This is a genomic window from Pelagerythrobacter rhizovicinus (assembly GCF_004135625.1).
In the GTDB taxonomy this organism is placed as follows: domain Bacteria; phylum Pseudomonadota; class Alphaproteobacteria; order Sphingomonadales; family Sphingomonadaceae; genus Pelagerythrobacter; species Pelagerythrobacter rhizovicinus.
In genome coordinates this window covers 849,589-876,135 of the sequence record NZ_SDPV01000002.1, presented here as the reverse complement: position 1 = coordinate 876,135, position 26,547 = coordinate 849,589, and the positions used below count along the sequence as shown (strand labels likewise).

Here is a 26,547-nt window from a genome sequence, read left to right as displayed (position 1 = left end):
CGGGCGACGCAATCGCTATATCCGCATGCATGGCGACCCAGCACGAACATTCACACCACGAACACAGTGGAAGCGATCTCATCACCGCCGCACGCGACGCACTCGTCGCGGCAGGCGAGCAGTGGACCGGAATGCGCGAGTCGGTGTTCGAGGAACTCGCGCGTCACGAACGCCCCGCCTCCGCCTACGACATAGCCGACAATCTCTCGGCCGCGCGCGGCAAGCGGGTGGCGCCCAACAGCGTCTACCGCATTCTCGATCTGTTCGTGGCGAACAATCTCGCCATGCGGGTCGAAAGCGCCAACGCCTATCTCGCCAACACCCATCCCGGGTGCGAGCACGACTGCATCTTCCTCGTTTGTGACGAATGCGGGGAAGCGACCCACGTGGACGACGACGCCGTCTCCGGCGGGGTTCGCGGCGTGGCGAAGGCCAGCCGCTTCCGGACGCGCCGTCCGATCATCGAGGTGCGCGGGCTGTGCGAGACTTGCGCCGGCTGACGTGCGCGGCAACGCGTTCATCGACAGTCACGCTTCGCCCGTGTAAAGCTTTGCCATGAGTCAACGCCCCGACACGCCTCTGCTCGACACGGTCGCCACGCCGCAGGATCTCCGCCGGATCGACAAGAGCCGTCTCCGCCAGCTTTCCGACGAGCTGCGGACGGAAATGATCGACGCGGTGGGCAGCACCGGCGGGCACCTCGGCTCCGGGCTCGGCGTGGTCGAGCTGACCGTCGCGATCCACTACGTCTTCAACACGCCCGAGGACAAGCTGATCTGGGACGTCGGCCATCAGGCCTATCCGCACAAGATCCTGACCGGCCGGCGCGACCGCATCCGCACCCTGCGCCAGGGCGGCGGCCTCTCGGGCTTCACCAAGCGCAGCGAGAGCGAATACGACCCGTTCGGCGCCGCGCACTCCTCGACCTCGATCTCGGCCGGTCTCGGCTTTGCCGTGGCCAACAAGCTCAACGACCGCCCGGGCAAGGCGATCGCGGTGATCGGCGACGGGGCGATGAGCGCCGGCATGGCCTACGAGGCGATGAACAATGCCGAGCAGGCCGGAAACCGGCTGATCGTGATCCTCAACGACAACGACATGTCGATCGCGCCGCCGGTGGGCGGGCTCTCCGCCTATCTCGCGCGCATGGTCTCCTCCAGCGAGTACCTCGGCCTGCGCAGCCTCGCCTCGCGCATTTCCAGGAAGCTCAGCCGCAGGGTCCATTCAGGGCTGGAGAAGGCCGAGGAATACACGCGCGGCATGGTCACCGGCGGCACGCTGTTCGAGGAGCTCGGCTTCTACTACGTTGGTCCGATCGACGGGCACGACCTCGATCATCTGATCCCGGTGCTGGAGAACGTGCGCGACAGCGAGCAGGGGCCGATCCTGGTTCATGTCGTTACCAAGAAGGGCAAGGGCTACGCCCCGGCCGAGAACAGCGCCGACAAGTACCACGGCGTTGCCAAGTTCGACGTCATCACCGGCGAGCAGAAGAAGTCGAGCGGCGGCCCGCCGAACTATCAGAACGTGTTCGGCGACACGCTGGCGAAGCTGGCAGAGAGCGATCTGCGCATCTGCGCCATCACCGCCGCGATGCCGAGCGGCACCGGGGTCGACCGGTTCGCCCGGGCCCACCCCGAACGCGCGTTCGACGTCGGCATTGCCGAGCAGCATGGCGTCACCTTCGCCGCCGGGCTTGCCGCGCAGGGCATGCGGCCCTTCGCGGCGATCTATTCGACTTTCCTCCAGCGCGCCTACGACCAGGTCGTGCACGACGTTGCGATCCAGAACCTGCCCGTGCGCTTCGCGATCGACCGGGCCGGCCTGGTTGGCGCGGACGGGGCCACGCACGCCGGCTCGTTCGACGTGACCTATCTCGCGAGCCTGCCCAACTTCGTCGTCATGGCCGCGGCGGACGAGGCGGAGCTGGTCCACATGACCTACACCGCCGCCGAGTATGACGAGGGGCCGATCGCTTTCCGCTATCCACGCGGCGCGGGCGTCGGCGTGCCGCTGCCCGAAAAGCCCGAGAAACTCGAGATCGGCAAGGGCCGGGTGGTGCGCGAGGGCAGCAAGATCGCGCTGCTCAGCCTCGGCACGCGCCTGCACGAGGCGCTCAAGGCCGCCGACCAGCTCGAGGCCAAGGGCCTGTCCACCACCGTCGCCGACATGCGCTTCGCCAAACCGCTCGACACCGCGCTGATCGAGAAGCTCATGCGCACGCACGAAGTGGTCGTGACGATCGAGGAAGCCGCGATCGGCGGCCTCGGTGCCCACGTCCTGACCTTCGCCAGCGACGAGGGCCTGACCGACGCGGGGCTCAAGATCCGCACCATGCGCCTGCCCGACATGTTCCAGGACCACGACGACCCGGCGAAGCAGTACGACGAAGCCCGGCTCAACGCGACGCACATCGTCGAGACGGTGCTCAAGGCGCTACGCCACAACAGCGCCGGCGTGGCGGAGGCCCGCGCCTGAGCGGGCGGGGCCGTGGCAAGGAGGCTCGGGCAGCGCGTGCTGACCGTCCTGGCGCTCCTTGCCGGTCTCTATGTCCTTCTCGCGGCCGCGCTGTTCCTCGCCCAGCGCAGCTTTATCTACCCAGCGCCGCGCGACCCCGGCGCCGCGCCCGCGAGCTTCGAGCGGGTCGCCTATGATACTGCCGATGGCCTGACGCTTCACGCCGGGTACAGGCCCGCCCGCGCCGGCTATCCGACCGTCGTCTACTTCCACGGCAACGGCGCCGCGTGGCCGTCGAGCGTCGCCGCGACCGACCGCATGGTGCTGGAGGGCTACGGCGTTCTCGCCGCCGAATATCGCGGCTACCGCGGCAATCCCGGGCGACCTAGCGAGCACGGACTCTACGCCGACGGCCGTGCTGCGATTGCATTCCTCGAGCGGCGCGGGGTGGAGCCGGCCGACGTCGTCCTGGTCGGCAACTCGATCGGTTCGGGCGTGGCGACCCAGATCGCCACGGAGATCCGCCCGCGCGCGCTGGTGCTGATATCCCCGTTCGCGAGCCTGTCCCGGCTGGTGGGCGAGAGATTTCGCTGGCTGCCGACGGATATCCTGCTTCACGACCGCTTCGAGAACGTCGATAAGATCGCCGCGGTGAATGCGCCGATACTGGTGCTGCACGGCGACGCGGACTCGCTCATTCCCGCCTCCCATGCGCTCGCGCTGGCCGAGGCGGAGCCGTCGGTCGAACTCGCCATCCTTGCCGGTTACGGTCATGATCTCGCCTGGCACGACGTGGCCCAGGCACGAATGCTCCGCTTTCTGGCCGCGTGTCCCGAACCTATCTAGCCGATCCACAGCCACACGCCGGCGGGGATGCCGGCCGCGTGGATGTGCGACCAGGTGATCACCAGCCATAGCACCAGCGCGACGAGCCACAGGCGCCATCCGGCGCGCGGGAGGGCGGTCCAGCGGGGCCAGTAGGTCGTCCGGGCTTCCCATGCGGTCCAGGCCTCGCCCATCAGGGCGCGTTTCTTGCGGTCCTGCATGTGCGCGCCGACGAGGGCGAGGAACAGCACGGAGCCCGCGACGATCAGCGTGCGAACGCTCCACCACAGCGCGATGTGCGAAATGGCCCAGAGCGCGAAGCCCCACATCATCGGATGGCGCGTGACGGCGAAGACGCCGCCGGCAGCCCGGCTCGTCATCGCTTCCGCCCGCGGGTCCGGCAGCGCCGGGTTCTTCCGCAGCGAGCCGAGGAACAGCACGAGCGCGGGGAGCGTGAGTACGGTGGCGACGATCCAGCCGATCTGCCCCGATCCGCCGAGATCGGCGGGCGGCGCGGCGCGGAAGGCCAGGACCATCCAGACGAAAGTCGCCAGGGCCACCAGTGAATAGATCACAAGGAAGGGCCCGGCGCCCACTGCTCGCACGAGCGGCGCGCGCAGGGGATGGGACAGCGCAAAATGCGTGCCGACGAAAGCGATCGCGGCGGCGCTCAGCGACAGAAGGGCTTCATTCACGACATTTCTCCCCGAAACGCCATTTCAGTAGCAAATTAAAACCTATGCCGCAATCAGCCGGTTTTACCGCCGATCGCGAGCAGCTCGATCCTGAACAGCAGCGTCGCATTGCCGGGGATCGGGCCCTTGCCCTTGGGACCGTAGGCGAGATCGGCCGGTGCGGCGATCCCGATCGTGTCGCCCACGCCCATCTGCGGGATCGCCAGCTTCCACGCCGGGATCAGCTTGCCGAGCGGGAACGTCGCCGGCTCGCCGCGGTCCCACGAGCTGTCGAAGGTCGTCCCGTCGATCAGGGTGCCGGCATAGTGCACGGTCACCGTGTCCTCGACCGTCGGATGCGGACCCGTACCGTCGCCACTTATGCGCCGGATGCGCAGGCCCCCGGGCAGGGTGCCCCACCCGTCCTCCGCCTTGAGGCGGGCGAGCGCGGCCTGCTGCTCGTTGTGCCAGGCGGGATCCTGCGACCGGTCGGGCGCAGCGTCCTGCGCTAGGGCAGGCACGAGCGCACAGGTCGCGATGGCCAGCACCGCCGCACCGAGCGCGCCCAGCGTGGCGGAGGCGCCCGTCGGGCGCGGCGGGACCTTACCAGTCATAGGCCTTCGGCAGCTCGCTTTCGTCGAGATCGCGGTAACGGTCGCGCAGGCCGGTCTGGTGGTTCTCGAGCGGCTGTTCGACGCCGTCGACGTAAACGCGCACCGGAGCCGAAGAGACTTCGAGCGGGTCGCCGTCCCACACGACCACGTCGCCGGCCGCGCCGGGCTTCAGCACGCCCAGCTGGCCGCCGAAGCCGCTGATCTCGGCAGGAATCGAAGTGATGCTCGCCAGCGCCTCGCCCCAGCTCAGTCCGGCGGCCCGGGGAACGGAGGCGAGTGCCACGAGATTGCCCGCGAAGTGCGGCAGATAGCGCGGCTGCTCCATCGCGGCGGCATTGATCGCAACTTTCACCCCGGCGTCCTGCATGCGGCCGATGTTGCTCTGGGTGGAGGCAAGCTGCTCGAACCGCGCGGGCAGGTCGGTCAGCGCATTGGCGATCACCGGAACGCCCGCCGCCGCGATCTCGTCCGCCACCATCCAGCCCTCGCTCGCGCCGACGATGACGAGGTCGAGCTGCGGGAATTCGCGCCGCAGGCCGAGTACCGAGCGGATGTCGGCGGCGCGCTCGACATGGACGTAGAGCGGTTGGTGGCCTGTCACCACCGGCACCAGCGCGGCGGCGTCGAAGCGCGTCAGCAGCACGTCGGTCGCGCGCTCTGCATCGCTTTCGACGAGGCGCGGATCGATCGGGATGTCGTCGCCAGTGGTCACTTCCGCCGGGCGGCTCGGGCCGCCGGCGAGGCCGGAGTCCTCGCCGAAGCGGGAGGCTTCGCGCAGCGCGTTGCGGAGCAGCGTGTGTGCCGCTGTGCGGCTGCCGCCGGCGAGGCGCCCGCCCGCTTCGCCGAGTTCGACGAACTGGAACGCTCGCGGCCGGCGGACCGCCTGCGGATCGTCACCGAGGTCGATCATCGATCCCTGTCCGGCAAAGATCGAGCTTGCCGCCGAAGGCGTGACGGCGGCGCGGGTGATCCCGGCCGCGCGGCTGATCAGCACGTGCTGCGACCGCGGATTGACCGCCGGCGCGGTGTCGAGCGCCGCGCTGAACGGAGAGTTCCGTGCCGTGGTGTCGTTGCTTTCGCCGACCGCGCCGACGTCCCACAGGCCGAGATCGGTCACCGTCGCGAAGATGCCGGGGGTGACCCAGGTCCCGCTCCCGTCCGAAACCGGCACGCCCGCTGGAACCTGCACGTTCACACCCGCGGCGACGACCTTGCCACCCTGCACGACGACGGTGGCATTCTCGATCGGCGCGCTGCCGTCGCCGGTCGCGACTGTGGCGTTGGTGATGGCGAAGTCCTGCGCTGCCGCGGGTGCTGCGAGAGCCAGAGCGGTGGTGGCGGCGAGAAGCGTGCGCCTGATCATTTCACGTCTCCTTCACCGGGCTGGCCGAGTTCGAAGTCGCTTACGGGGCGGCGTTGCGGGTCGTTCGCGTCGAACATCAATGCACCGTCGATCCAGACTTTCTCGGGCCGCGAATAGACCGACAGCGGATCGCCGTTCCACAGCACCACGTCGGCCATCTTGCCGGCCGCGAGACTGCCGGTCACATCGTCGATCCCCATCGCCTTGGCCGCGTTGAGCGTGAACCAGCCGACGACGTCGGCGTCGGGGACCTCAATCCCCATACGCGCACCGGCGGCCTGGGCCTTGGCCGCGTCCTGGTTGAGGCGCTGGATGCCGTTCTCGCTGTCGGAGTGGATCACCACGCAGGCGCCCGCCTGGTAGAGCAGCGCCGCGTTTTCCGGGATGCCGTCGTAGGCTTCCATCTTGAAGCCGTACCAGTCGGACCAGATCGCGCTGCACACGTCGTTCTCGCGCAGCAGGTCGCCGATCTTGTAGGCTTCGACCGCGTGATGGAACGCGGTGACGCGGTAGCCCATCTCCTTGCCCATATCCATGACCAGCGCCATTTCGTCGGCGCGATAGCAGTGATTGTGGACCAGGATCTCGCCGTCGAGCACGCCGGCGAGCGTTTCCTTGGCGAGGTCGCGGTCGTCGCGATCGCCGGCCGCATATTCACGCGCGTCGATCCAGGTCTGGCGGTTGACCGCGAAGTTGCCCATGCGGGTCGAGGGCGTACGACCCTTGCCGCCATAGACGCGCTTGGGGTTCTCGCCGCAGGCCATTTTCAGCCCGTAGGGCGCGCCGGGAAACTTCATCCCCTGGACGGTGCGGCTCGGCACGTTCTTGAGCGTGACCGAGCGGCCGCCCATCAGGTTGGCCGAGCCGGGCAGGATCTGCAGCGCGGTGACGCCGCCGTTGGTGAGCGCGCGGGTGAAGCCCGGGTCCTGCGGCCAGACCGAATGCTCGGCCCAGACCTCGGGGGTGGTCGGATCGGTCGCCTCGTTGCCGTCCGAGTGGGCATCGACCGACGGGGTCGGATAGTCGCCCAGGTGGCTGTGGATGTCGATCACGCCGGGGGTGACGAACTTGCCGGTGCCGTCGATCCGCGTGTAGCCCGTCGGGATCGCGAGATCCGCGCCGCCCACGCCGACGAGCTTGCCGTCGGCGAACAGCACCGTCCCGTTGTCGATCCGCCCGCCGGCCCCGTCATAGACCGTGGCGCCCACCAGCGCGGTCGGCACGCCCGGATAGGGCTGATAGGTCGAGGGATAGGGCGTGTCGGGATAATCGTAGGCGCTCGCCGACCTCGCGGAATCGCCCGATCCTTCGGCGGTCGCGCACGCGGCCAGCGCGGCCGTGGCGGTTGCTGCGAGAAGAACGCGGATGGCTGCTCTCATTCGGATGCCCCCAGAACTGGATGAATAAGGGGCGCGGATCGCTCCGCGCCCCGGTTTTTTCGAAAGCTCAGCCCCTCGGACGGGTCGTCGGGTGAATGCCGGCTTCCTGCGCCTCGATCCCGGCTTCCGCCTGGCCCTCGAGATCATCGCCGACATTGTCGTCGCGCAAAGTGTCGAGGTGCATCAGCCGCTTGATCAGGCCGGAGACGACGATGACGACGATCCCGACACCGATCGCGACAAGGCCGATCTTCCAATAGATGTCCATCGTCGCGGCGCGGGTCATCTCACCGCTCTCACCGCCAGTCGCGGCGCCGATCATGCCGGCGACGTAGTTGCCGCCTGCGGTGGCGAAGAACCATGCGCCCATGATCAGGCTCGCGAGATGGCGCGGAGCCAGCCGATTCATCGCGGAGAGGCCGACGGGCGAGAGGCACAGCTCGCCGGTGGTGTGGAAGAAGTAGATGCCGAACAGGAAGATGACAGGCACCAGCGCTTCCGGCCCGACGCTCGCTGCGCCCCACACAAGGACGAGGAAGCCGAACCCGAGCTGCACGAGGCCGAGACCGAACTTGGCCGGCGTCGAAGGCTCGAGCCCCCGCCTGCCGAGGAAGGTCCACAGCCATGCGAAGATCGGGGCCAGGAGGATGATGTAGATCGGGTTGATCGATTGGAAAATGGGCGCCGGGACGCCGCCGAGATCGATGTAGCGGTCCGTGAACAGGTTGAGAGAACCGCCCGCCTGCTCGAACAGACCCCAGAACAGCGGCTGGAGCGCGATCAGGAACAGGATCGCAAACATGCGCTCGCGCGGTTCCTTCTCGAGCTTGAATGCCTCGAACAGCACGTAACCCAGCAACGCGAGGCCCGAAAGGAGCATAAGCCCGCCGACGACTGACTGGTACTGGATCAACACCCACATCACGGCCACCGCGACGATGCCGACGCCGTAGAGCAGGTACTCGCGGCGCTTTTTGAGCAGCTTGGGAGGCTCGCCCTGGCCGAGCAGCAGCGGTCTGCCGAGGATGAACACGATGAGGCCGAGCAACATGCCGATGCCGGCGGCACCGAAGCCATAGGCCCAGCCGAGGGTGATGCCCAGATAGCCGGCGATGATCGTGCCGATCGCCGCGCCGACGTTGATGCCCATGTAGAAAATCGTATAGGCGCCGTCGCGGCGCACGTCGGTGCGCGGATAGAGCTGCCCGACGATCACCGAGATGTTCGCCTTGAGGAAGCCCGAACCGACGATGATGAAGCTCAGCGCAAGCCAGAACACGTTGATCGTCGGATCGTTCTGCCCGCCCGTACCTTCGAACGCCATCAGGAAGTGGCCGAAGGTGAGCAGCACCGCACCGAACGCCACCGCCTTGCGCTGGCCGAGATAGCGGTCGGCCAGCCAGCCTCCGAGCACCGGGGTGATGTAGACCAGGCTGACGTAGGCCCCGTAGACGATATTCGAGGCGCTGTCGTTAAACAGCCAGTGCTGCGTCAGATAGAAGATCAGCAGCGCTCGCATGCCGTAGTAGGAGAAGCGCTCCCACATTTCGGCGAAGAACAGGATGTAGAGCCCCTTTGGGTGGCCGCCCACTTCAGGCTGCTTGCGGGTCACGGCGTAGGCCCCCGCGATCAGGAACAGCGCCAGAATGCAGCTGGCGATAGCGGCAATCCAGTCGCCCTCGCTCCACAAAGCCATGTCTTTCATGCGAAACCCTTCCCCGAAATCTTGTGCGGCCTGCCGCCGAATGGGCGCACCCTAGCGCGAGAATCCGCCATGTGAAGCATTAGTTACCGACGAAACCGGGCCTCATTTGCCGCGGCTTGGAACCTTGCGCGCCGCGCTGTATTATGGCACTGATGCACCTTGACCAGCAGCGCCGCCGCGCGCGAGGACCGATTGCCGATGACCCAGCAGAGCCGCCCCGTCTATCTCAAGCTGCGCGATCAGATCGCCGCGGCGATCATCGAGGGGGTCTATGCCGAAGGGGAAATGCTGCCGTCGGTCCGGGCGTTCGCGGCGGAGCAGGGTGCCAATCCACTGACGGTCGCCAAGGCCTACCAGCAGTTCCAGGCGGACGGCCTGGTCGAGGTGCAGCGCGGCGTCGGCATGTATGTCGTCGCCGGCGCGGCGGAAAAGCTGCGGCGCAGCGAGCGTGAGCAGTTCCTGGCCGAGGAATGGCCCGAGCTCCGGCTCCGGATGAAGCGGCTCGACATCGACGCGGCGGACCTGCTTGCGCATAGCTGATGCGACGCGTCCCGATGCGGCGCGCCATTTCGCACCGCGATTGCACGATCACCGCACATCTGGCATTGGAAATTTCCCAGGGTCGCACTAGGCTGCCGCGACGGCGGCGTTGCAAATCAGGGCCTTGCACGCCCCTTGGGTTAGCCGGGCCATGTGCCGGGAGGGTAGGAATGATACGATCCGAACTGCTGCAGGCTCTGGCCAAGGACAATCCCGAGCTACGCGCCGAGGAGGTCGAACAGGTGGTCGACATCTTCTTCGACGAGATCGCCGCGCGCCTGGCCGAGGGTGGGCGGGTCGAACTGCGCGGTTTCGGCGCTTTCTCCACGCGCGAGCGGCAGGCCCGGACCGGGCGCAACCCGCGAACCGGAGAGCCGGTCGATGTGCCCGCCAAGCGCGTGCCCTACTTCAAGCCCGGCAAGGAAATGCGCGAGCGTCTCAACACCGATTGACGGCCCGCGTGCCAGGGCCGATTTCATGGAACGGCGGCCGGCGAGCCGCGGTGTGCGGGCGTGGCGGAATGGTAGACGCCGGGGACTTAAAATCCCCTGAGCTTTGCTCGTGCGGGTTCGAGTCCCGCCGCCCGCACCAGCGCCCGCATCCGCAGGATCCGTCGTTGCCCCTTAGGCCGATAGTAACCAATTTCCGGTAAAGGCCTGTCACTCGGGCGGAGGCGGCGGTTCGCATGTCCCGCCTTCGAAAGGCAACCAATGGAACAGCCGGCAGGCGAGACCGCGATCAACCACGGCGCGACGGGCGAGGAACGTGCGGCCCCGCGTTTCACGTTGCTCATCCGATCCGCAAAGCTCATCGCGCCGCAGGGCCAGTTCCTGTGCGTGATCCGCGACGTTTCCGCGACCGGCATCAGTCTGCGCGGCTTCCATCCGCTTCCCGACGGCGAGCCGCTGCTCCTGGAGCTTCAGACCGGCGACCGCCATGCGATCGAGCGCGTGTGGAGCCGCGGGAACGAAGCCGGCTTTCGCTTCGCGGCGCCGGTCGAAGTTGGCAATCTGATCGCCGAAACCGGCGAATATCCCAAGCGCCCCCTGCGGCTGGACATCGACCTGCCGCTCGATCTGCGCTGCGGCGGGGAGCGGATCGAGGCGGACCTCGTCAACCTGTCGCAGCATGGCGCACGGATCGAATGCGCGCACTTTCTCGCCCTCGGCCAACCGCTGTGGATCATGTCGGACCGATTGCCGGAAATCGAGGCGAGGGTCCGCTGGCGCGACGGCAGCCGCTACGGTCTCACTTTCGACACGACGTTCAACTTGCGCGATTTCGCGCTGCTGGCGGCGCGGCTGCAATGCCCGCGCCTGCTCTCCGCGCCCGTATAAGCCGGACCTCGCGGCGCAGGCTAGAAGCTCGTCACTTCCACCTCGAGCTTGCGGAAGCCGTGGACGAAGTTCGCGCGCACCCGCTCGACATCGCCGGCGACATGCACCCGCAGCCGCCGCTTGTGCATCTCCTCCAGCAGCACGCGCAATTGCAGCTCGGCCAGACGCGCGCCGACGCAGCGGTGGATGCCGTAGCCGAACGCCAGGTGCCGTCGCGCGTTCTCGCGCGTGATGTCGAGCTTGTCGGGGTTCTCGAACACTTCCTCGTCGCGGTTGCCCGATAGATACCACAGCACCAGCTTGTCGCCCGCTTTCACCTGCTCCCCGAACAGCTCGGTATCCTCGGTGCAGGTGCGGCGCATATGCGCCAGGGGCGTCTGGTAGCGGATGCATTCCTGAACCGCGTTGGGGATCAGGTCGGGGTTCTCCTCGAACAGCTTGCGCTGGTCGGGGAACTTGTCGAACCCGTGGATGATCCCGCTCATCGTGTTGCGCGTGGTGTCGTTGCCGCCGACGATCAGCAGCACCAGGTTGCCCATGAATTCCTGCGGGCTCATCTGGTTCATCGCCGGCGAGTGGATCATCATGGAGATCAGGTCGGGCCCGGGCTCCTTGTTCGCGCGCTCGGCCCAGAGCTGCTGGAAGTAGGCGGCCATCTCGCGCAGGATCTCGTGCCGCATCTCGTCGAGATCGCGCACCATGGCGATCTCGGTATCGCCCGCCCAGTCGGACCAGAAGGTCAGCAGGCGGCGGTCCTCCCACGGGAAATCGAACAGGATCGCCAGCATGCCGGTGGTGAGTTCGATCGAGACCTTGTCCACCCAGTCGAACACTTCACCGCGCGGCAGCGAATCGAGCAGCTCGCCGGTGCGACGGCGGATGTCGTCATCCAGCCGCTTCATCTCGGCCGGCGTGAAGGCGGGGGCAACGGTGCGGCGCTGGCCGGTATGCTTGGGCCGGTCCATCGCGATGAACATCGGCAGCTCGAACCGCTCCTTGCCCTGCGCGGCGAGCTGTTCCTCGTCCAGCTTGTTGAGGATCGTGATCCCGCCGTGTTCCCAGCTCGAGGAGAACAGCTCGGGCAGCGCCTCGACATGACTGATCGCCTTGTGGCTGACGACGTTCCAGTATGGTCCCACCGGGCTCTCGTCGACCCAGTGCAGCGGCCCCTTGGCGCGCATCTCGGCGAAGATCGGCTGCCACCGGTCCTCGTAGTAGATGTCGCTGCGGCTGACGTCGTAGGGGTGGGTATGGCTCCACTTCTCCTCGGGATGCTCGGCCAAGTGCGCGCGCAGTGCGTCGACGGCGACGGGGGAAGTGCGATAGGTTGCAGGCGATTGGGCGATCTGCGTTGCCATGGGCTCTCTCTCCTCCGCCCGCACGTCTTCTCGCAGCGCGTGGCGTGTCGGCCATCCTGCCCTTGCTTACCGGGATGTCAATAGTGCGTTGCGATTTGCGACTTATCTGCGCGGCGGACGATGGTGATGAGCCCCGGCTCTAGGTCGTGAACTCATAAAGGGGAGTGCCGGAACTGGGTGATTTTGTGACAGTCTGCTTTTGGAAGGCACCAAAGAAGCCGCCGTTGCGCGGTGTCAAAACCGTTCGGTTGTGACACCGTCCGAACGACGACGGATCAGGCCCACTACGAACAGCAGCCAACCCAGGGTCATTAGTCCGCTGGAGACCAGAACGATCGCCGATACGCTCGCTTCGGAGAGCCAATCTGCCTTATAGCCTGCGCCAGCGATGGGCAGTGCGTCGCTGGCACCTGTCGCCGCCGACAGTGTTAATCCCAGCCAGAGGCCATACATCCCGAGAATGACTGCCCAGCAGGCAACCTTCAGAAGCGTGGCATTCAACCCAACAGCAGGCCAGATTACCCCGACAATCATTAGCGCCAGGCCGCTTTGCACGGCCGTCAAATGCGCCGACAGCGCCATCCTAGGATTGGCAAACGACTGGACCGCCGCACCTTGGAGCAGCCCCAACAGAAACAAAATCGCCCCGGCAACGACCAGCGACTTTTGAAACGACGCGGATGCGGCAGACATGATGACCCTCCCCGGCGGCAACATGGCACGGCCAACGGAGGAAAAATAGTTGATTCCGCTCCAAAGCTGACGAGACGTGAGTGCGTCAAAACCGATCGGTTCTGACGCCAGTAGCCCGTCCCAGCTTTTCAGCGGGCTACGGAGCGTCACAACGTGGGTCAGAAGCCTGTCCGCTTTCGGAAAGTCCCGAATGAGACGGCAACGGTTGCAAAAGGGTCGTTAGCCGACCGACCACTTCATGAGTCTACGACCTCGTTGGCTCGCGCCGCGCCTCCGCGGTTCCAGAAGCGCCGCTTGCTCGCCTGCGCCGGGCCCGACTTCATCACGCGCTTGCGGAACAGCCGCGCGCCCAGGCGCACGAACAGCGCCACCGCGGCGATCTGCCAGAAGATCGCGAGCGCATGGGGCCATAGCGCCGGTTCCTGCGCGGCGCGCGCGATCATCGCGTAGGGCGAGCTGAGCGGGAACACGATCGCGAACAGCTCGACCGGCGATCCCGGATCGGTCATCGCGTAGCTGGCGAGGAAGAAGACCAGGAGCTGGAGGATCGTCGCCGGCATCGACAGGGTCTGCACATCGCGCACGGTCGGCGCCATCGATCCGATCGCAAGGAAGATCGAGCCGATCAGCAGATAGGCCATCGCGAAATAGACGAGGAACAGCACGGCGAAGGCCGGCCAGCCGATCGCCGGCGCCGGCATCTGCTCCAGCAGGTTGCCGGCGAGCGCGATTGCGCCGCCGACGCCGCCCCACACCGCGATGCCGACGAAGCTGAGCGCGAGCATCGCGAACAGCTTGCCGAAGAAGACCGCGTCCATCGGCACGGCGGCAGCGAGGATCTCGATGATCTTGTTGGCCTTCTCCTCGACGAGGTTGGACATGACCATGCCCGCCAGCAGCATCGAGAGAAGGAACAGCAGCGTCACCGCGGCCGTAGCGGTTGCCGCATTGGCGCTGCGTTCCTGCGCTACGCTCGTCGCCGTCGGCACGAGCGAGACTTGCGGGTAGTCGGCTGGGCCTGCGGATCCGGCTTCGGCGGCCACCAGTGCGACCGGGCCTCGCCATCGCTCGATACGGTCTTGTGTTCCGCTCAGGCGCGGGGCGGCCAGCGAACCGCTCAGGACCGCGCCGAAGTTCTGGTCGGTATCGCCGAGCAGTGCACCGACGTCGTCTGCCATGCCGGCCTCGACCGTCTCGATGTCGGGCAGGTCGACGAGATCGGCGAGGCGCGCGTGCGCCGCGGCGAAGGCGGCCGAGTCGGCGGGTGCCATCGCCACCGCCAGCCGCGGGTTGTCGGCGCTGCGGGCCGCCTGCGAGCTCAGCAGGCCGGCGACGCCGCCGATCGCGAGGAAGAACAGCGGGCCGAGCAGGAAGAACAGGAACGACTTGCTGAACAGGATCGCGGTGAAATCGCGCCGCGCAATCACGAAGGCCGCGCGGGCCAGGGGGAGGCGGGCCTTTGCTCGCGAATTGGCCGGGGTCATTGCACGGCCTCCGCCGGGCTCTGCTCATCGAGCGCGCGCGCCGCGGCCTCGCCGGCGATATCGACAAAGGCGTCGTGCAGTCCGGCGCGCTCGATCGAGAGCGACAGGATGCCCGCCTCGCCTTCGATCAGCGCGCGCAGCAGCGGCTCGATGCCCGTTTCGGGCAGGGGGAAGTACCAGTAGTCGCCCTCGCGCCGGGCATCGGCGGGCAGCGCGTCGCGCCAGCGGCCCTCCCGCGCGCGGGTTTCCAGGCGGACTTGCGCCGGGATGCGGTCGCGCGCCGCGTCGACCGATCCGGCGTAGGGAACTTTGCCCCCGGCGATGATTGCGACTTGCTCGCACAGGCGCTCGGCATGGGCGATCACGTGGGTCGAGAAGATCACGGTTGTCCCGTCTGCGGCGAGGTTGCGGATCAGCCCCTCGAGCTTGCCCTGGTTGATCGCGTCGAGGCCGGAGAACGGCTCGTCGAGGACCACCAGCCGCGGGCGGTGGACCAGCGTGCCGAGGAGTTGGACGGTCTGGGCCATGCCCTTGGAGAGCTGGCGGATCTGCTTGTCGGCGGCATGACCGAGGCCGTGACCCTCGAGCAGCTCGCGTCCGCGGCGGCGCCCTTCGGCGAGCGGCACGCCGCGCAGCGCGCCCATGAAGGCGATCGCCTCGACTGCCTTCATCGCCGGATAGAGCCCGCGCTCCTCCGGCAGGTAGCCGATCAGTCGTGCGATATCGTGCGGATCGTCGCGGCCGAGCACGCGGCGCACGCCCTCGTCCGGGTCGATGATCCCCAGCAGCATGCGCAGCGTCGTCGTCTTGCCTGCGCCATTGGGGCCCAGAATGCCGTAGATCGCGCCTTCGGGTACGGTCAGGTCAATCCCATCGACCGCGGTGGTACCCTCGAATTGCTTGACCAAGCCGCGGGCCTCGATCGCCGGGGCCCGGCCCGCGCTTGCGGTATCGTTGCTCGCCATGAGCGGATCGCCTAGCGCGGTGTCCATGTGCGGGCCGTAGCGCCCGTGCCTATGCAGGAGCAAGTCCAAGCGTGGCCGACGCGCGAGAAAACGACCCGTTGCGCAAGGACCTGATCGCCGAGGCCCGGCGGCTGGGGTTCGTCGCGGTGGGCATTGCGCCGGCCGTGGACGATCCGCTGCGCGCACGGCGGCTCTCCGAATGGATTGCGGCCGGGCATCACGGCTCGATGGGCTGGATGGAGGATCGTGCCGAAGTGCGGCAGGGGCCGCAGTCGATGTGGCCCGAGGCAAAGAGCGTGATCGCGCTCGGCATGAGCTACGCGCCTGCTGTCGATCCGCTGGAGCTGGCGGAGGCGCATGACCGCGCGCGGATCTCGGTCTATGCGCAGGGGCGCGACTATCACGACACGGTGAAGAAGGCGGCCAAGGCGCTCGCGCGCTGGCTGGTGGCGCGGGCGCCGGGGACGGAGCTCAAGGTCTTCGTCGACACCGCGCCGGTGATGGAAAAGCCGCTCGGCCAGATGGCGGGCCTTGGCTGGCAGGGTAAGCACACCAATCTCGTCAGCCGCGAGCATGGCAACTGGCTGTTCCTCGCCGCGATCTACACCACGGTGGAACTCGCCCCCGACGCGCTACATTCCGACCGCTGCGGCTCCTGCCGCTCTTGCCAGGACGCCTGTCCGACTGACGCCTTCCCCGAACCCTACCGCCTCGACGCCCGCCGCTGCATTTCCTACCTCACCATCGAGCACAAGGGGCCGATCCCTCACGAGTTCCGCAAGGCAATGGGCAATCGCATTTATGGGTGCGACGACTGCCTTGCGGTGTGTCCGTGGAACAAGTTCGCCGACGCGGCGGCGCGCAATCTCGCCTTTCTTCCGCGCGCCGAACTTGCCGCGCCGCGGCTTGCCGAGTTGCTTGCGCTCGACGATGCAGGGTTCCGCCAGCTCTTCTCGGGTTCGCCGATCAAGCGCATCGGGCGCAACCGGTTCGTGCGCAACTGCCTGATCGCCGCAGGCAACAGCGGGGATGCCGGGCTGATCGATCAGGTCGCGGAACTGACCGGCGATCGCGATCCGGTGGTTGCCGAAGCGGCCGAATGGGCGCTCGCCGAACTCAGACCAGCGCCTTGAGCGAGATCTCCGGATCGGCCAGGGCCTCGCGCTCCGGCTTCGCGCCGGCCTCGACCAGCTTGCGCCCTTGCGCGTAGTCCCTGGTCGCGTTCACGCAGTCGAGCGCGGTCACGCGGCCTTCCTTGAGATAGACGATCGAGAACTTGCGCGTTGCGGGATCACCGCGCAGCACGGTCTCGTCGTGGTCCATCGAGAGACCGACGGTCTGCAGGCGCAGGTCGTACTGGTTGGACCAAAACCAGGGGACGGCGTTGAAGGGCTGCGGATCGCCGCAGATCGCCTTCGCCGCCGTGGTCGCCATGTCGTTGGCGTTCTGGACCGATTCGAGCCGGATCACGGCGCCGTCGGCATAGGGATTGGCGTGCGCGGCGCAGTCGCCGATCGCATAGATGTCGTCGAGCGAAGTGCGGCAGAACTCGTCCACGTCCACGCCGTTCGCACCCGCAGCACCTGCCGCGATGAGAGGCCCGACCGACGGCACGATCCCGATGCCGACCACCACCAGATCCGCGGGTATGACCTCTCCGTTGCCGAGTGCCACGCCGGTCACGCGGTCGCCGTCGCCCTCTATGCACTCAACCGTCGCCTCGAGGCGGACGTCAACTCCCTGCGCGCGGTGTTGCTCTTCGTAAAAGCGCGAGAGCTCCTCCCCCGCGACGCGCGCGAGCACGCGCGGAAGGGCTTCCACAAGGGTCACCTCGCAACCGAGCTTGCGCAGCACGGCCGCTGCCTCGAGCCCGATATAGCCGCCGCCGATCACAACCGCGCGGCGTGCACCCGCCTGGAGTTCGGCGATCATCCGGTCGACGTCGGCGCGGGTGCGTACCGAGTGGACGCCGGCGAGGTCCGCCCCCGAGCAGGAGAGTCTCCGCGGCTCGCCACCCGCCGCCCAGATGAGCTGCCCGTAACCCATGCGGCTTTCATCGGAGAGGACGATCTCGCGCGCCGCCGGGTCGACTTCGACCACCGAGGTGCGTAGCCGCAGTGCGATGCCCTTGTCGGCCCAGAACTGCGGCGGCCGGATGCAGATCCGTTCGAACGGCTTCTCGCCGGCGAGATATTCCTTCGACAGCGGCGGCCGCTCGTACGGCGGCTCGCTGTCCCGCCCGATCATAGCGATCGAGCCGGCAAATCCGTTCTGGCGCAAGGCGATAGCGGCCTGCGCGCCGCCATGCCCGGTGCCGACGATGACGATGTCAGCGCGTTCCATGCCCTGCGGGGTTTGGGGAAATTGCCTCCCGGGTCAACCCTCGCGTGGGGGTAGGCAGCTAGCGCCCGAGCAGATTGCGCGCCTGACTGGCGATCTGCGCGAGCATCGCGGGAGCGACCGGCGAATGCGCCTGCGCTCGCCCGATCATCGCGCGAAACTGGCGGATCGCCGCCGCGTTCTCCTCGGCCCACGCCCCCACGGCACCGACGGGATCCTTCTTCGCATCCTTGCGGCGCGCGAGCCGGCGCAGGAAGTCCAGCCGCATCTGCTGGAAGTCGCGCGCGAGACCGGCCACGAGCAGACGTTCCCAGACGTCAGAGGGATCCATCAAGGCGGCGGTGCCCTGCGCCCAGTCGAGCCCCAGCCGTGCGCCGAGGTCGGTGAAGGCGCCGGTCAGCGCGCGCGCGCCGATATCCGCGTCGCGCGCGAGGCTCGCGAGCCCGACCGCGCCGTCCATGTCGAACAGGTGCGCGACCTGCGACGCGATCTCCTCGGGCGCGCCCATCTCTGCGAAAGCGGCTCGTATCTTCGCCGACTGCTGGCGCGATTCTGGGGCCAGCAGGCCCTCGGTTCCCGCCGCGAGTTCGCCAACGCCCTTGGCCAGCTCTGCAATGACCCGGGACGGCCCTGCACGGCCCACGCCCGCGCGCAGAAGGTCGGCCATCTGGCTGCGCATCGCCGCGGCCACGCGGTCGAACAGCGTGATCCGCGCCGTTTCCGGCATCGCCGCATAGTCGAGCCTGTCCCACAGCGCTTCCAGCGCGAACAGCTTTTCCGCCGCGACGAATGCCGCAGCGACCTGGGCCAGATCGGCACCTTCCTCTTCCGCCAGCTCGAACGGATTGACGAGACCGAGTCGATTGACGATTCGGTTGGCGAGGCTGGTGGCGATGATCTGTCGGCGCAACCTGTGGTCGAGGATCTGCGCCTTGAACTTGCTCCGCATAGGGGCCGGGAAATACTCGATCAGATCGGGCTCGAGCACCGGATCGTCGGGCAGTCCGCTCTGCTCGATCGCGTCCTGCAGCACGAGCTTGGTCGAGGAGAGAAGCACGGCCAGCTCAGGCCTGGTGAGCCCGGTGCCGTCGCTCGCGCGCCGCGTCAGCGCCTCGCCCTCGGCAAGACCCTCGGTGCGCCGGTCGAGGTAACCACGGTCTTCCAGCGTCTCGATCAGCCGGACCTGCGAGGCGGTCGCCTTCGCGCCGCCGAGCTCAGCCACCGACAGCGCAAGCGTCTGGAGCCGATTGTCCTCAAGCACCAGCTCGGCGACCTCGTCCGTCATCTCGACCAGCAGCTTGTTGCGCCTCGCCGCGGACAGGCGACCCGCGCGGGTCGCGGCGGCAAGCGCGATCTTGATGTTGACCTCGTTGTCCGAACAGTCGACGCCGGCCGAGTTGTCGATGAAGTCGGTGTTGATGCGCCCGCCGCCGAGCGCAAAATCGATGCGCCCCGCCTGCGTCACGCCGAGATTGGCGCCCTCGCCGATCACCCGGGCGCGCATCTCCGCCGCATCGACCCGCAGCGCGTCGTTCGACGGGTCGCCCACCTGGACGTTGTTCTCGAGCGAACTCTTCACATAAGTGCCGATGCCGCCGAACCAGATCAGGTCGACCGGGGCCTTGAGGATTGCGGAGATCAGCGCCTCGGGCTCGATCTCCTTGGCCTCGATGTCGAGCATCTTGCGCACTGCGGCGGACAGCGGAATGCGCTTCATCGTCCGCGGCCAGACGCCGCCGCCCCTGGAGATCAGCGCCTTGTCGTAATCGTCCCAGCTCGAGGACGGCAGATCGAACAGGCGCTTGCGTTCCTTCCAGCTCACCGTCGGATCGGGATCGGGATCGATGAAGATGTGGCGGTGGTCGAAAGCGGCCACCAGCAGAATCGCCTTCGACAACAACATGCCGTTGCCGAACACGTCGCCCGACATATCGCCGCAGCCTGCGACCCGCACCGGATCGGTCTGCACGTCGACGCCCATTTCGAGGAAGTGGCGCTGGACCGAGACCCAGCCTCCGCGCGCGGTGATCCCCATCGCCTTGTGATCGTAGCCATTCGACCCGCCGCTGGCGAAAGCGTCGTCCAGCCAGAAGTCCTGCTTCTGCGCGATTGCGTTGGCGACGTCGGAGAAGCGCGCGGTGCCCTTGTCAGCGGCGACCACGAAGTAGGGATCGTCGCCGTCCCGGATGACCACGGATTCCGGATGAACCACCTTGTCGCCCGCGATGTTGTCGGTCACCGACAGCAGGGTGCGGATGAAGATCTCGTAGCTCGCTTGCCCTTCGGCGGCCCAGGCCGCGCGATCCCGGTCCGGAGCGGGCAACTGCTTGGGATAGAACCCGCCCTTTGCACCGGTCGGGACAATGACCGCATTCTTGACGCGCTGCGCCTTCATCAGGCCGAGGATCTCAGTGCGGAAGTCGTCGCGACGATCCGACCATCTGAGGCCGCCGCGCGCGACCGGCCCCGCGCGCAGGTGGATGCCTTCGACGCGCCGCGAATAGACGAAGATCTCGCGCCACGGGACGGGTCGGGGCAGCCCCGGCACAAGCGCCGAATCGATCTTGAACGCGAGCGCCTCCTGGCTCGCCGGGGCGAAGGCGTTGGTACGCAGGATCGCGCGCACGAGCGCTTCGTAGAGCCGCAGCAGGCGATCGTCGTTGATCGCGACCACTTTCGCAAGACCCTGCCGGATGGCGTTCGCCGCGTCCTTCTCTGCGGCTTCGCGGTCGCCGGAGAAGGCCGGGTCGTGGCGTGCCGCGAAGAGCCCGACGATCGCGCGGGTGACAGTGGGCGCGCGGTCGAGCGCGTCGACCACCGTGTAGATGGTGAACGTCACACCGGCCTGGCGCAGATAGCGATAGAAGGCGCGCAGCCAGTTCGCTTCGCCCGCGTTGAGGCCGGCGCCGATCACCAGCCGATTGAACGGGTCGTCCTCCGCCCGGCCGTTGAGCACGGCGGCGATCGCCTCCTCGATCGCCTCGGCACGTTCGAGCAGCCCTGCCGCCGTCTCGCCCTCGGCCAGCGCAAGAGTGAAATCGTGGATCGTGCCGAGCCGCCCTTCGTCGAGCGCGGTGGGAATTTCGGCAAGCACCCGGAAACCGAAGTTTTCCAGTGCGGGAACGGCGTCCGACAGCGGCAGCGCACCCTCGTGCTCGTAGATCTTGAGGCGCAGGCGCGCCTCGGGGTCGCCGTCGAGCGTATAGAGACGCGCGTCGCGCTGGGCCGTGCCTCCGTCCGGTGTGCCCGCTTCGGCGACCGAAAGGTGACGCATGCGGGCGATGTCGCGGGCGGCTTCGGCCGGGCCGTAGTCGGTGCGGTACCCGGCGGGGAAGGCCTCGGCAAAACGCGTCGCCACGGCCGCCGCGCGACCGGCGTCCATCTGGAGGGCCAGTTCGCTTTCCACCGCTTCGGCCCAACCGCGCAGCATCGCCTGCAACTGCGCCTCGAGCTCGAGTTCGGGCGTCGCGAGCTCTCCACCGCGCAGGTCGAGGACGAAGCGCAGCATGGCCAGGTTGCCCCCTTCGACCTGCAGGCTCCAGTCGAGCAGCGTTGCGCCGGCGCCCTCTTCGAGCAGTTCCTGGATGCGGTGGCGCACCTGGGTCGCGAGCATGTCGCGCGGCATCCAGACGAAGGCGAAGAGATGGCGTGCAAGCGGCGCCTCGACTAGGGCGAGGCGGGGGCGCGGGCGGTCGACGAGGCTCATCATCGCGGTTGTGACGCGTTCGATATCCTCGTCGGAAAAGCCGATCACGAGATCGTGCGGCAGCGCGGTCAGCGCGTGGACCAGTGCCTTGCCGGCATGGCCGCCGACGTCGAAGTCGAACTTCGCCATCAGGCTGGACAGCCGCTCGCGCAGGCGCGGGACCTGCGTCGGCGCAGCGGCGAGCGCGGCACTCGTCCAGACGCCGGCATGAATCGAGAGAGCCACGATCCTGCCGCTCTCGCGCACCGGCACGATAAACAGGTCGAGCGGCACGCGTCGGTGGACGTTGGAAACCCGGTTCGCCTTGATGATGAGCAGCTCGCGCCCGTCGTCTGCCGCGCCGAACCAGTCGAACGCCCGTTCGTAGGACGCATCGGCCAGGATCTGACGGGCGCTCTTGCGGCAGATGCCAAGCAGGTTCGAATGGCTGCCGTCGCGATAACGGGTGACGTGGCCGAGCTGCGTCAGCATTCCGCTCTCGAGCCAGCGCAGGAGATCGGCGCCTTCGGCGTCTTCGATCCGCGCGGCATCGTCGCGCATCGCCTCGCGCATCTTCGGCCAGTCGGCGACCGCGGCGCGGACGTCGGCCAGCGTCACGCGCAGCGCACGCTCCAGCTCTCGGCGCTGGCGCGCATCGATACGTACCGTTTCGACATAGATCATCGACTCGCGGCGGGTGTCCTCGCCCCGCTCGGCGGCGATTGCCTTCAGCGCGCCCTCGTCGTCGCGGCGGATGTGGACCACCGGGTGGACCAGCCGGTCGATCGCGAGGCCCTGCGCCGCGATGGTCGCGGCCACCGAATCGACCAGGAAGGGCATGTCGTCGTTGATTAGCGCGATGCGCATGAAGCGTCGCCCGTCCGTCGCCGAGGCGAGCGAGATTGCGGCTTCTCCCGGATCCCGCCGGCTCGCAGTATCGAGCATGAAGGCGGCGGCCTCTCGTACCTTGTCGGTTGCGAACGGAGTGTCGCCTGGCAGCAGCGACTCGCAGATTCGCGCGGTCAACGCTTCGGTCAGGGAGGAACTACCGGCCAGCCGGCGGCGCGGCTTGTCCGAAGACGCGGCTGCTTTGGAACCCATCGAAATCGCTCCATCGGGCATCTCCGCCCGGCCACATGCGCCACGACGGCGCGGTAATAATGTTGCGCGCCTACGCCCAAATCATTCGCCCCGCAAGCCGGCTCGGCCGCGCTTTACCATACGGCGTACGCGCTTCCTAACGCACGGCGTTCTGGAGGAGCTCGAGCGATCGCACGCGCGCCGCCGGATCGTACGTTGCCCCCGACAACATGATCTCGTCGGCGCCGGTTCGCCCCACGAAGGCGTCGATCTTCGCCTTGACCTGCTCGGGTGCGCCGATGGCCGAGGCCTGCCCGATGTGATCGAGAATCGCACGCGCCTGCGGCGGCAGGCTGTCGCGGTATCCCGGCACGGGCGGCGGCAGTTTGCCCGGATTGCCTGTGCGCAGCCGCACGAAACTCTGCGCCTGCGACGAAGCGATCAGCTCGGCTTCCTCCTCGCTCTCGGCCACGAACACGGTCATTGCCGCCATGACATGGGGCCGATCGAGGGCTTCCGACGGCTGGAAGTCGCGGCGGTAGACCTCCAGCGCCGCATCGAGGTGCGTCGGCGCGAAGTGGCTTGCGAAGGCGTAGGGGAGGCCGAGCCGCGCGGCGAGCTGTGCACCGAACAGGCTCGATCCGAGCATCCACAGCTCCACCTCGGCGCCGAATCCCGGTGTAGCCCTGATGGGCACCTCCGGATCGCCGGCCAGGAGGGCGCGCAGCTCGACCACGTCCTGCGGAAAGAGCTCGGCAGCGCGATGCAGGTCCTTGCGCAGCGCGCGTTGCAGTTCCGGTCCGGCGCCCGGTGCGCGTCCGAGCCCGAGATCGATTCGTCCGGGGAACAGAGCCGCGAGCGTGCCGAACTGCTCGGCAATCACGAACGGGTTGTGATTGGGCAGCATGATGCCGCCGGCGCCGATGCGAATGCTCGACGTCGCATGCCCGACATGCGCGATCACGACAGACGTGGCTCCGCCGGCGATGCCCTCCATCGCGTGATGCTCGGCGATCCAGAAGCGCGTGCATCCGGTGGCCTCGGCCACTCGTGCGAGCTCGGCAGTGGCGGCATACGCCTCCTCCAGCGTGCCGCCTTCGCGCACCGGGACGAGGTCAAGAACGGAAAATTCGGTCATGGGGCGTCCAGCTGCTCGAGATAAGCTTGTGCGGTTGCAGCGGCGTCGCTGCCGGGCGCGGCCTCGATCACGGAGCGCCAGTTCTTGCGCGCCGCGTCGTCGCGGCCTGCCATCGCGGCGATGACTCCGGCTTCGAGTCCGACACCGGGGTCGAGAGGGTCGAGCACGGCCGCGCGCTCGATCCGCGCCTGCGCCTCGTCAAGTTTCCCGTGCCGCCGCGACAGCGTCGCCGAAAGCAGCCAGGCGTCGACGTTGTCCGGCAGCGCTGCGCGTGCGGTCTCCAGCGCGGTTTCAGCCTCTTCGAGCCGTTCGAGCGCAACGAGCGCGATTGCGCGGTCGATCGCGATCTGGCCGAGAATTGCCTCCTCGCCCGCCGCCTGCGCATCTACTCGTGCCACATCGAGCAGTTCAAGCGCGCCCGCCGGGTTCCCCTGTGCCAGCAGGGCGCCGCCCGCCAGCCCTCCGCGCAGCGCCCGCGCACGATGATCGCCAGGCGGTGTAGCGTCGCGGGCCTGCAGGAAGGTGCCGGCTGCCTGACTCTGCTGGCCGAGCCGCGCCTGCGCCACGCCGAGGCATTGCGCCGCATCGCCGCGGTCGGGGCCGCCGGCGGCGGTGAGCCATTCGTGGGCCTCGTTCGCGGCGGCGCCGGGGTCCTCCCGCGTGCGCGTCAGGCACTGCGCCAGCCGGCTCGTCTCGGGAAGAACCTCGACATAAGCGTTCCGGCGCGCCCGCGTGCGTTCGCGCTGTTCCTGAAGTTCCTCGGGAATTGGCGAGATCGGTTCGATCGCCGGCGCCGGGCCGACCTGAAGCAGAAGAGCGAGAAGGACGGTCATGAGAAGCAGGGTCCGTTCACTGGTTGGGGAGCGAGGCCACCGTCCGCAACAGCAAGGCGATGTCTTGTTCGCGCGAGAGACGGTGGTCCCCGTCCTTGACCAGTGTCACCTGTACATCGTCCGAACGCAGCGCGCCGGCGGTGCGAAGGCTCACTTCCCAGGGCACGTCGGCATCGCGCTGGCCGTGGAGCAGACGCACGGGACAATCGATCGCAAGCGTGCGACCGAGCAGGCGCAGCCTCTCGGCATCTTGCCAGAATTTCGCATGCGTCGGCGTCGGTTCGGGGCCGTAAGGGTTCTCTTCGTAGATCGTGCGCCCGTCGCGCAGGTCGGCCTTCTGCGCCTCGTCGAAACCCCAGTCGGAGAAGTCCGGTGCTGCAGCAATGCCGACCATTCCGGCGAGCCGGCTGCCGAGCGCTTCGCCGACAAGGAGCATCAGCCACCCGCCCATCGACGAGCCGACGAGGATCACCGGCCCCGGAACTTTTGCGTGGATCAGCTCGAGCACTTCCTCGCGCCAGCGCGAAAGCGTACCGTCCGCGAAGTCCCCCTCGCTCTCGCCGCAGCCGGAGTAGTCGAGGAGCAGACAGGCGCGGGCGTTGCGTTGCGCCCAGTCGAGCACTGCCGTCGCCTTGCCGCCGGCCATGTCGGACATATAGCCCGGCAGGAACACGATCGCCGGCCCGGGGCCTGGATGCAGGCGAAACGCGACGCGGCGCCCATCGGGCATTGTGTGATGCTGGATGTCGGTCATGCCCAAAGCCATGCCCCCAACGTGTGGAGCATGGCAACCGGGGTCAATAGACGTCGGGCACGTCGAACGGCGGCGGCGGCTCCTCGGCACGGTCGCCGCAAGCGGAAAGCGCGAGACAAGCAAGCAGCAATGTGGCGATGTGCGTCATGGCTCTCTCTCAATCGGGCGCGAATATAGCTTCGATCGGCATTTCGAACAATGCCGCGATACGGAACGCGAGCGGCAGCGACGGGTCGTAGCGGCCGGTCTCGATCGCGTTCACGCTCTGGCGGGAGACTTCGAGCCGCTGCGCGAGGTCCTGCTGACTCCAGTTGCGTTCGGCGCGCAGGACCTTGAGCCGATTCTTCATGATTCGGCCCCGGCCCGATCGCGCCAGCTCATCCAGCATTGCGCGATCCCCATGCCGATCGCCCAGGCCGGGAAGGTCCACCAGGCCCAGACGTGCGGCACCACACCGAAGGTTTCGAGGAAGCCCCAGAAGCTGCCCACCGCCAGCACCAAGCCCAGCCCAAACAGCGAGGCCATCGTGGCACGGTGGCGCAGGAACTCGTCGTCCTCCTCGATCAGGTAGCGCGCCATGGCCCAGATCATGGCGAAGATCGGCAGCACCGGCAGCAGGGCGATCGCGAACGCGCCGGCGCCGGACACTTCCATTCGTTCGTTGAGCGTGATCGCGATGCCGAGGCCGAGCATGTAGCCGAGCGACGCGACCGTGAACCGCCGCGTGTAGCGCACCACCGCCGGGCTGAGGTGACCGGTAGTCCGCTGATGCGCAAGGCCGGCGCGGGTAAGCGGAATAATCAGCAGCATGGCGCAGGCCAGCAGGATGAATCCGGTCGGCTCCCCGATCGCATCGGTGATCCTGAGCGCGGCGATCGCCCCGAACGACGCGAACATCATTCCCGCCCAGAACCAGCGCGAGCGGCCGCCACGCCCTGTGACTTCGGCAGTCACCGGGCCTCTCCGCATGCGCTGCCGCACCGGCTGCGCGTCACGGCGGCGAAGAAGGGGAGCGTCAAAATGGCTGCGATGGTGGTCCAGTCGGGCAGGACTCCGACGATGTTGAGCACCGCGACGGTGATCACGGCAAGGGCCCAGAAGAATGGTCGTGCAGCACTCATGGTCAAGCTCCATTGCAAGAATGTAAAGCAGATTAGACACCGGACGTGCGTCTGTCAAGCGACCATGACAGGATGGCGCGTGAGCTTGTCAACAACCCGGGTCTGCGCCGGGCTTTTGCAAGGGATCAGTGACTTGAACCGTTAATCCTTCGCGGTTATCTCGCCTGTCATGAACGCGCTGCGGATCACTGCCACGACTACC

At 67.6% G+C, this 26,547-nt stretch carries 24 protein-coding genes and 1 tRNA gene; 8 read left to right on the top strand and 17 right to left on the bottom strand.

All coding sequences use genetic code 11. The features are described 5' to 3' along the window. Positions 1–29: 29 nt before the first annotated feature. The 3 genes from ETX26_RS12070 to ETX26_RS12060 are packed head-to-tail and all read left to right on the top strand — an operon-like array spanning position 30 to position 3,303. Entirely contained in the window at positions 30–500 is a 471-nt protein-coding gene (locus ETX26_RS12070; RefSeq protein WP_129524919.1) for a Fur family transcriptional regulator, read from the top strand. Positions 501–555: 55 nt separating this feature from the next. Beyond that, positions 556–2,478 (top strand): 1-deoxy-D-xylulose-5-phosphate synthase, encoded by a 1,923-nt coding sequence (gene dxs / locus ETX26_RS12065; protein WP_129524918.1) that lies wholly within the window; start codon positions 556–558, stop codon positions 2,476–2,478. A 12-nt stretch (positions 2,479–2,490) separates the two neighbouring features. Continuing rightward, positions 2,491–3,303, top strand: coding sequence for an alpha/beta hydrolase (locus ETX26_RS12060; protein WP_129524917.1), 813 nt, complete (start codon positions 2,491–2,493; stop codon positions 3,301–3,303). Here the strand turns inward: ETX26_RS12060 and ETX26_RS12055 are convergent. From ETX26_RS12055 to ETX26_RS12035, 5 genes are all read right to left on the bottom strand, one after another. After that, positions 3,300–3,977, bottom strand: coding sequence for an NnrU family protein (locus tag ETX26_RS12055; RefSeq protein WP_129524916.1), 678 nt, complete (start codon positions 3,975–3,977; stop codon positions 3,300–3,302). The genes ETX26_RS12060 and ETX26_RS12055 overlap by 4 nt on opposite strands. Before the next feature lie 53 nt (positions 3,978–4,030). Then, positions 4,031–4,570: an FKBP-type peptidyl-prolyl cis-trans isomerase gene (locus ETX26_RS12050; RefSeq protein WP_129524915.1), complete on the bottom strand. Its 540-nt coding sequence runs from the start codon at positions 4,568–4,570 to the stop codon at positions 4,031–4,033. Continuing rightward, positions 4,560–5,933: an amidohydrolase family protein gene (locus ETX26_RS12045; RefSeq protein ID WP_129524914.1), complete on the bottom strand. Its 1,374-nt coding sequence runs from the start codon at positions 5,931–5,933 to the stop codon at positions 4,560–4,562. Before ETX26_RS12045 ends, ETX26_RS12050 begins: the two co-directional genes overlap by 11 nt. Beyond that, positions 5,930–7,312: an amidohydrolase gene (locus tag ETX26_RS12040; RefSeq protein ID WP_129524913.1), complete on the bottom strand. Its 1,383-nt coding sequence runs from the start codon at positions 7,310–7,312 to the stop codon at positions 5,930–5,932. Before ETX26_RS12040 ends, ETX26_RS12045 begins: the two co-directional genes overlap by 4 nt. Positions 7,313–7,379: 67 nt before the next feature. Then, positions 7,380–9,017 carry a peptide MFS transporter gene (locus ETX26_RS12035; RefSeq protein ID WP_129524912.1) on the bottom strand — a complete coding sequence of 546 codons (1,638 nt, stop codon included), beginning with the start codon at positions 9,015–9,017 and terminating at the stop codon, positions 7,380–7,382. A gap of 198 nt (positions 9,018–9,215) precedes the next feature. On the opposite strand from ETX26_RS12035, the gene ETX26_RS12030 reads away from it, so the two are divergent. From ETX26_RS12030 to ETX26_RS12015, 4 genes are all read left to right on the top strand, one after another. Next, complete coding sequence (locus ETX26_RS12030) at positions 9,216–9,557, top strand: GntR family transcriptional regulator (RefSeq protein WP_129525362.1); 342 nt, start codon at positions 9,216–9,218, stop codon at positions 9,555–9,557. Between the two features lie 170 nt (positions 9,558–9,727). Next, complete coding sequence (locus ETX26_RS12025) at positions 9,728–10,009, top strand: integration host factor subunit beta (protein WP_129524911.1); 282 nt, start codon at positions 9,728–9,730, stop codon at positions 10,007–10,009. A gap of 54 nt (positions 10,010–10,063) precedes the next feature. Continuing rightward, positions 10,064–10,148 (top strand) — tRNA-Leu (locus ETX26_RS12020). A 119-nt stretch (positions 10,149–10,267) separates the two neighbouring features. Continuing rightward, positions 10,268–10,894, top strand: a complete 627-nt coding sequence (locus ETX26_RS12015) for a PilZ domain-containing protein (RefSeq protein WP_129524910.1) — start codon at positions 10,268–10,270, stop codon at positions 10,892–10,894. Between the two features lie 20 nt (positions 10,895–10,914). Here the strand turns inward: ETX26_RS12015 and ETX26_RS12010 are convergent, their stop codons facing one another. From ETX26_RS12010 to ETX26_RS11995, 4 genes are all read right to left on the bottom strand, one after another. After that, a complete protein-coding gene (locus ETX26_RS12010) occupies positions 10,915–12,252 on the bottom strand; it encodes a cytochrome P450 (protein WP_129524909.1) in 1,338 nt (445 codons plus the stop codon). Between the two features lie 234 nt (positions 12,253–12,486). Next, positions 12,487–12,945, bottom strand: a complete 459-nt coding sequence (locus tag ETX26_RS12005; RefSeq protein WP_129524908.1) for a hydrogenase — start codon at positions 12,943–12,945, stop codon at positions 12,487–12,489. Positions 12,946–13,181: 236 nt separating this feature from the next. After that, on the bottom strand, positions 13,182–14,429 hold the full coding sequence (locus ETX26_RS12000; protein WP_129524907.1) for an ABC transporter permease: 1,248 nt from the start codon (positions 14,427–14,429) through the stop codon (positions 13,182–13,184). Beyond that, positions 14,426–15,421: an ABC transporter ATP-binding protein gene (locus tag ETX26_RS11995; protein ID WP_129524906.1), complete on the bottom strand. Its 996-nt coding sequence runs from the start codon at positions 15,419–15,421 to the stop codon at positions 14,426–14,428. Before ETX26_RS11995 ends, ETX26_RS12000 begins: the two co-directional genes overlap by 4 nt. Positions 15,422–15,465: 44 nt before the next feature. On the opposite strand from ETX26_RS11995, the gene queG reads away from it, so the two are divergent. After that, complete coding sequence (queG, locus tag ETX26_RS11990) at positions 15,466–16,527, top strand: tRNA epoxyqueuosine(34) reductase QueG (RefSeq protein ID WP_129524905.1); 1,062 nt, start codon at positions 15,466–15,468, stop codon at positions 16,525–16,527. Here the strand turns inward: queG and ETX26_RS11985 are convergent. The 8 genes from ETX26_RS11985 to ETX26_RS14350 all read right to left on the bottom strand — a co-directional run bounded on the left by ETX26_RS11985 (position 16,511) and on the right by ETX26_RS14350 (position 26,345). Further along, on the bottom strand, positions 16,511–17,737 hold the full coding sequence (locus ETX26_RS11985) for an NAD(P)/FAD-dependent oxidoreductase (protein WP_129524904.1): 1,227 nt from the start codon (positions 17,735–17,737) through the stop codon (positions 16,511–16,513). The two genes, queG and ETX26_RS11985, sit on opposite strands and share 17 nt — an antisense overlap. 58 nt (positions 17,738–17,795) lie before the next feature. Further along, the gene (locus tag ETX26_RS11980) at positions 17,796–22,520 is read right to left on the bottom strand and encodes an NAD-glutamate dehydrogenase (protein ID WP_225425757.1); all 4,725 of its coding nucleotides are present in this window, start codon (positions 22,518–22,520) and stop codon (positions 17,796–17,798) included. 136 nt (positions 22,521–22,656) lie between these two features. Next, positions 22,657–23,637, bottom strand: a complete 981-nt coding sequence (locus ETX26_RS11975) for an LLM class flavin-dependent oxidoreductase (RefSeq protein WP_129524902.1) — start codon at positions 23,635–23,637, stop codon at positions 22,657–22,659. Continuing rightward, positions 23,634–24,470, bottom strand: coding sequence for a tetratricopeptide repeat protein (locus ETX26_RS11970; RefSeq protein ID WP_129524901.1), 837 nt, complete (start codon positions 24,468–24,470; stop codon positions 23,634–23,636). Before ETX26_RS11970 ends, ETX26_RS11975 begins: the two co-directional genes overlap by 4 nt. Before the next feature lie 16 nt (positions 24,471–24,486). After that, positions 24,487–25,224: an alpha/beta hydrolase gene (locus ETX26_RS11965; protein ID WP_129524900.1), complete on the bottom strand. Its 738-nt coding sequence runs from the start codon at positions 25,222–25,224 to the stop codon at positions 24,487–24,489. Positions 25,225–25,381: 157 nt separating this feature from the next. Further along, positions 25,382–25,573, bottom strand: a complete 192-nt coding sequence (locus ETX26_RS11960; protein ID WP_129524899.1) for a helix-turn-helix transcriptional regulator — start codon at positions 25,571–25,573, stop codon at positions 25,382–25,384. Continuing rightward, a complete protein-coding gene (locus ETX26_RS11955) occupies positions 25,570–26,178 on the bottom strand; it encodes a hypothetical protein (RefSeq protein ID WP_129524898.1) in 609 nt (202 codons plus the stop codon). Before ETX26_RS11955 ends, ETX26_RS11960 begins: the two co-directional genes overlap by 4 nt. Then, positions 26,175–26,345: a hypothetical protein gene (locus tag ETX26_RS14350; protein ID WP_165271763.1), complete on the bottom strand. Its 171-nt coding sequence runs from the start codon at positions 26,343–26,345 to the stop codon at positions 26,175–26,177. The genes ETX26_RS11955 and ETX26_RS14350 overlap by 4 nt, the downstream gene beginning before the upstream one ends. Positions 26,346–26,547: the final 202 nt, after the last annotated feature.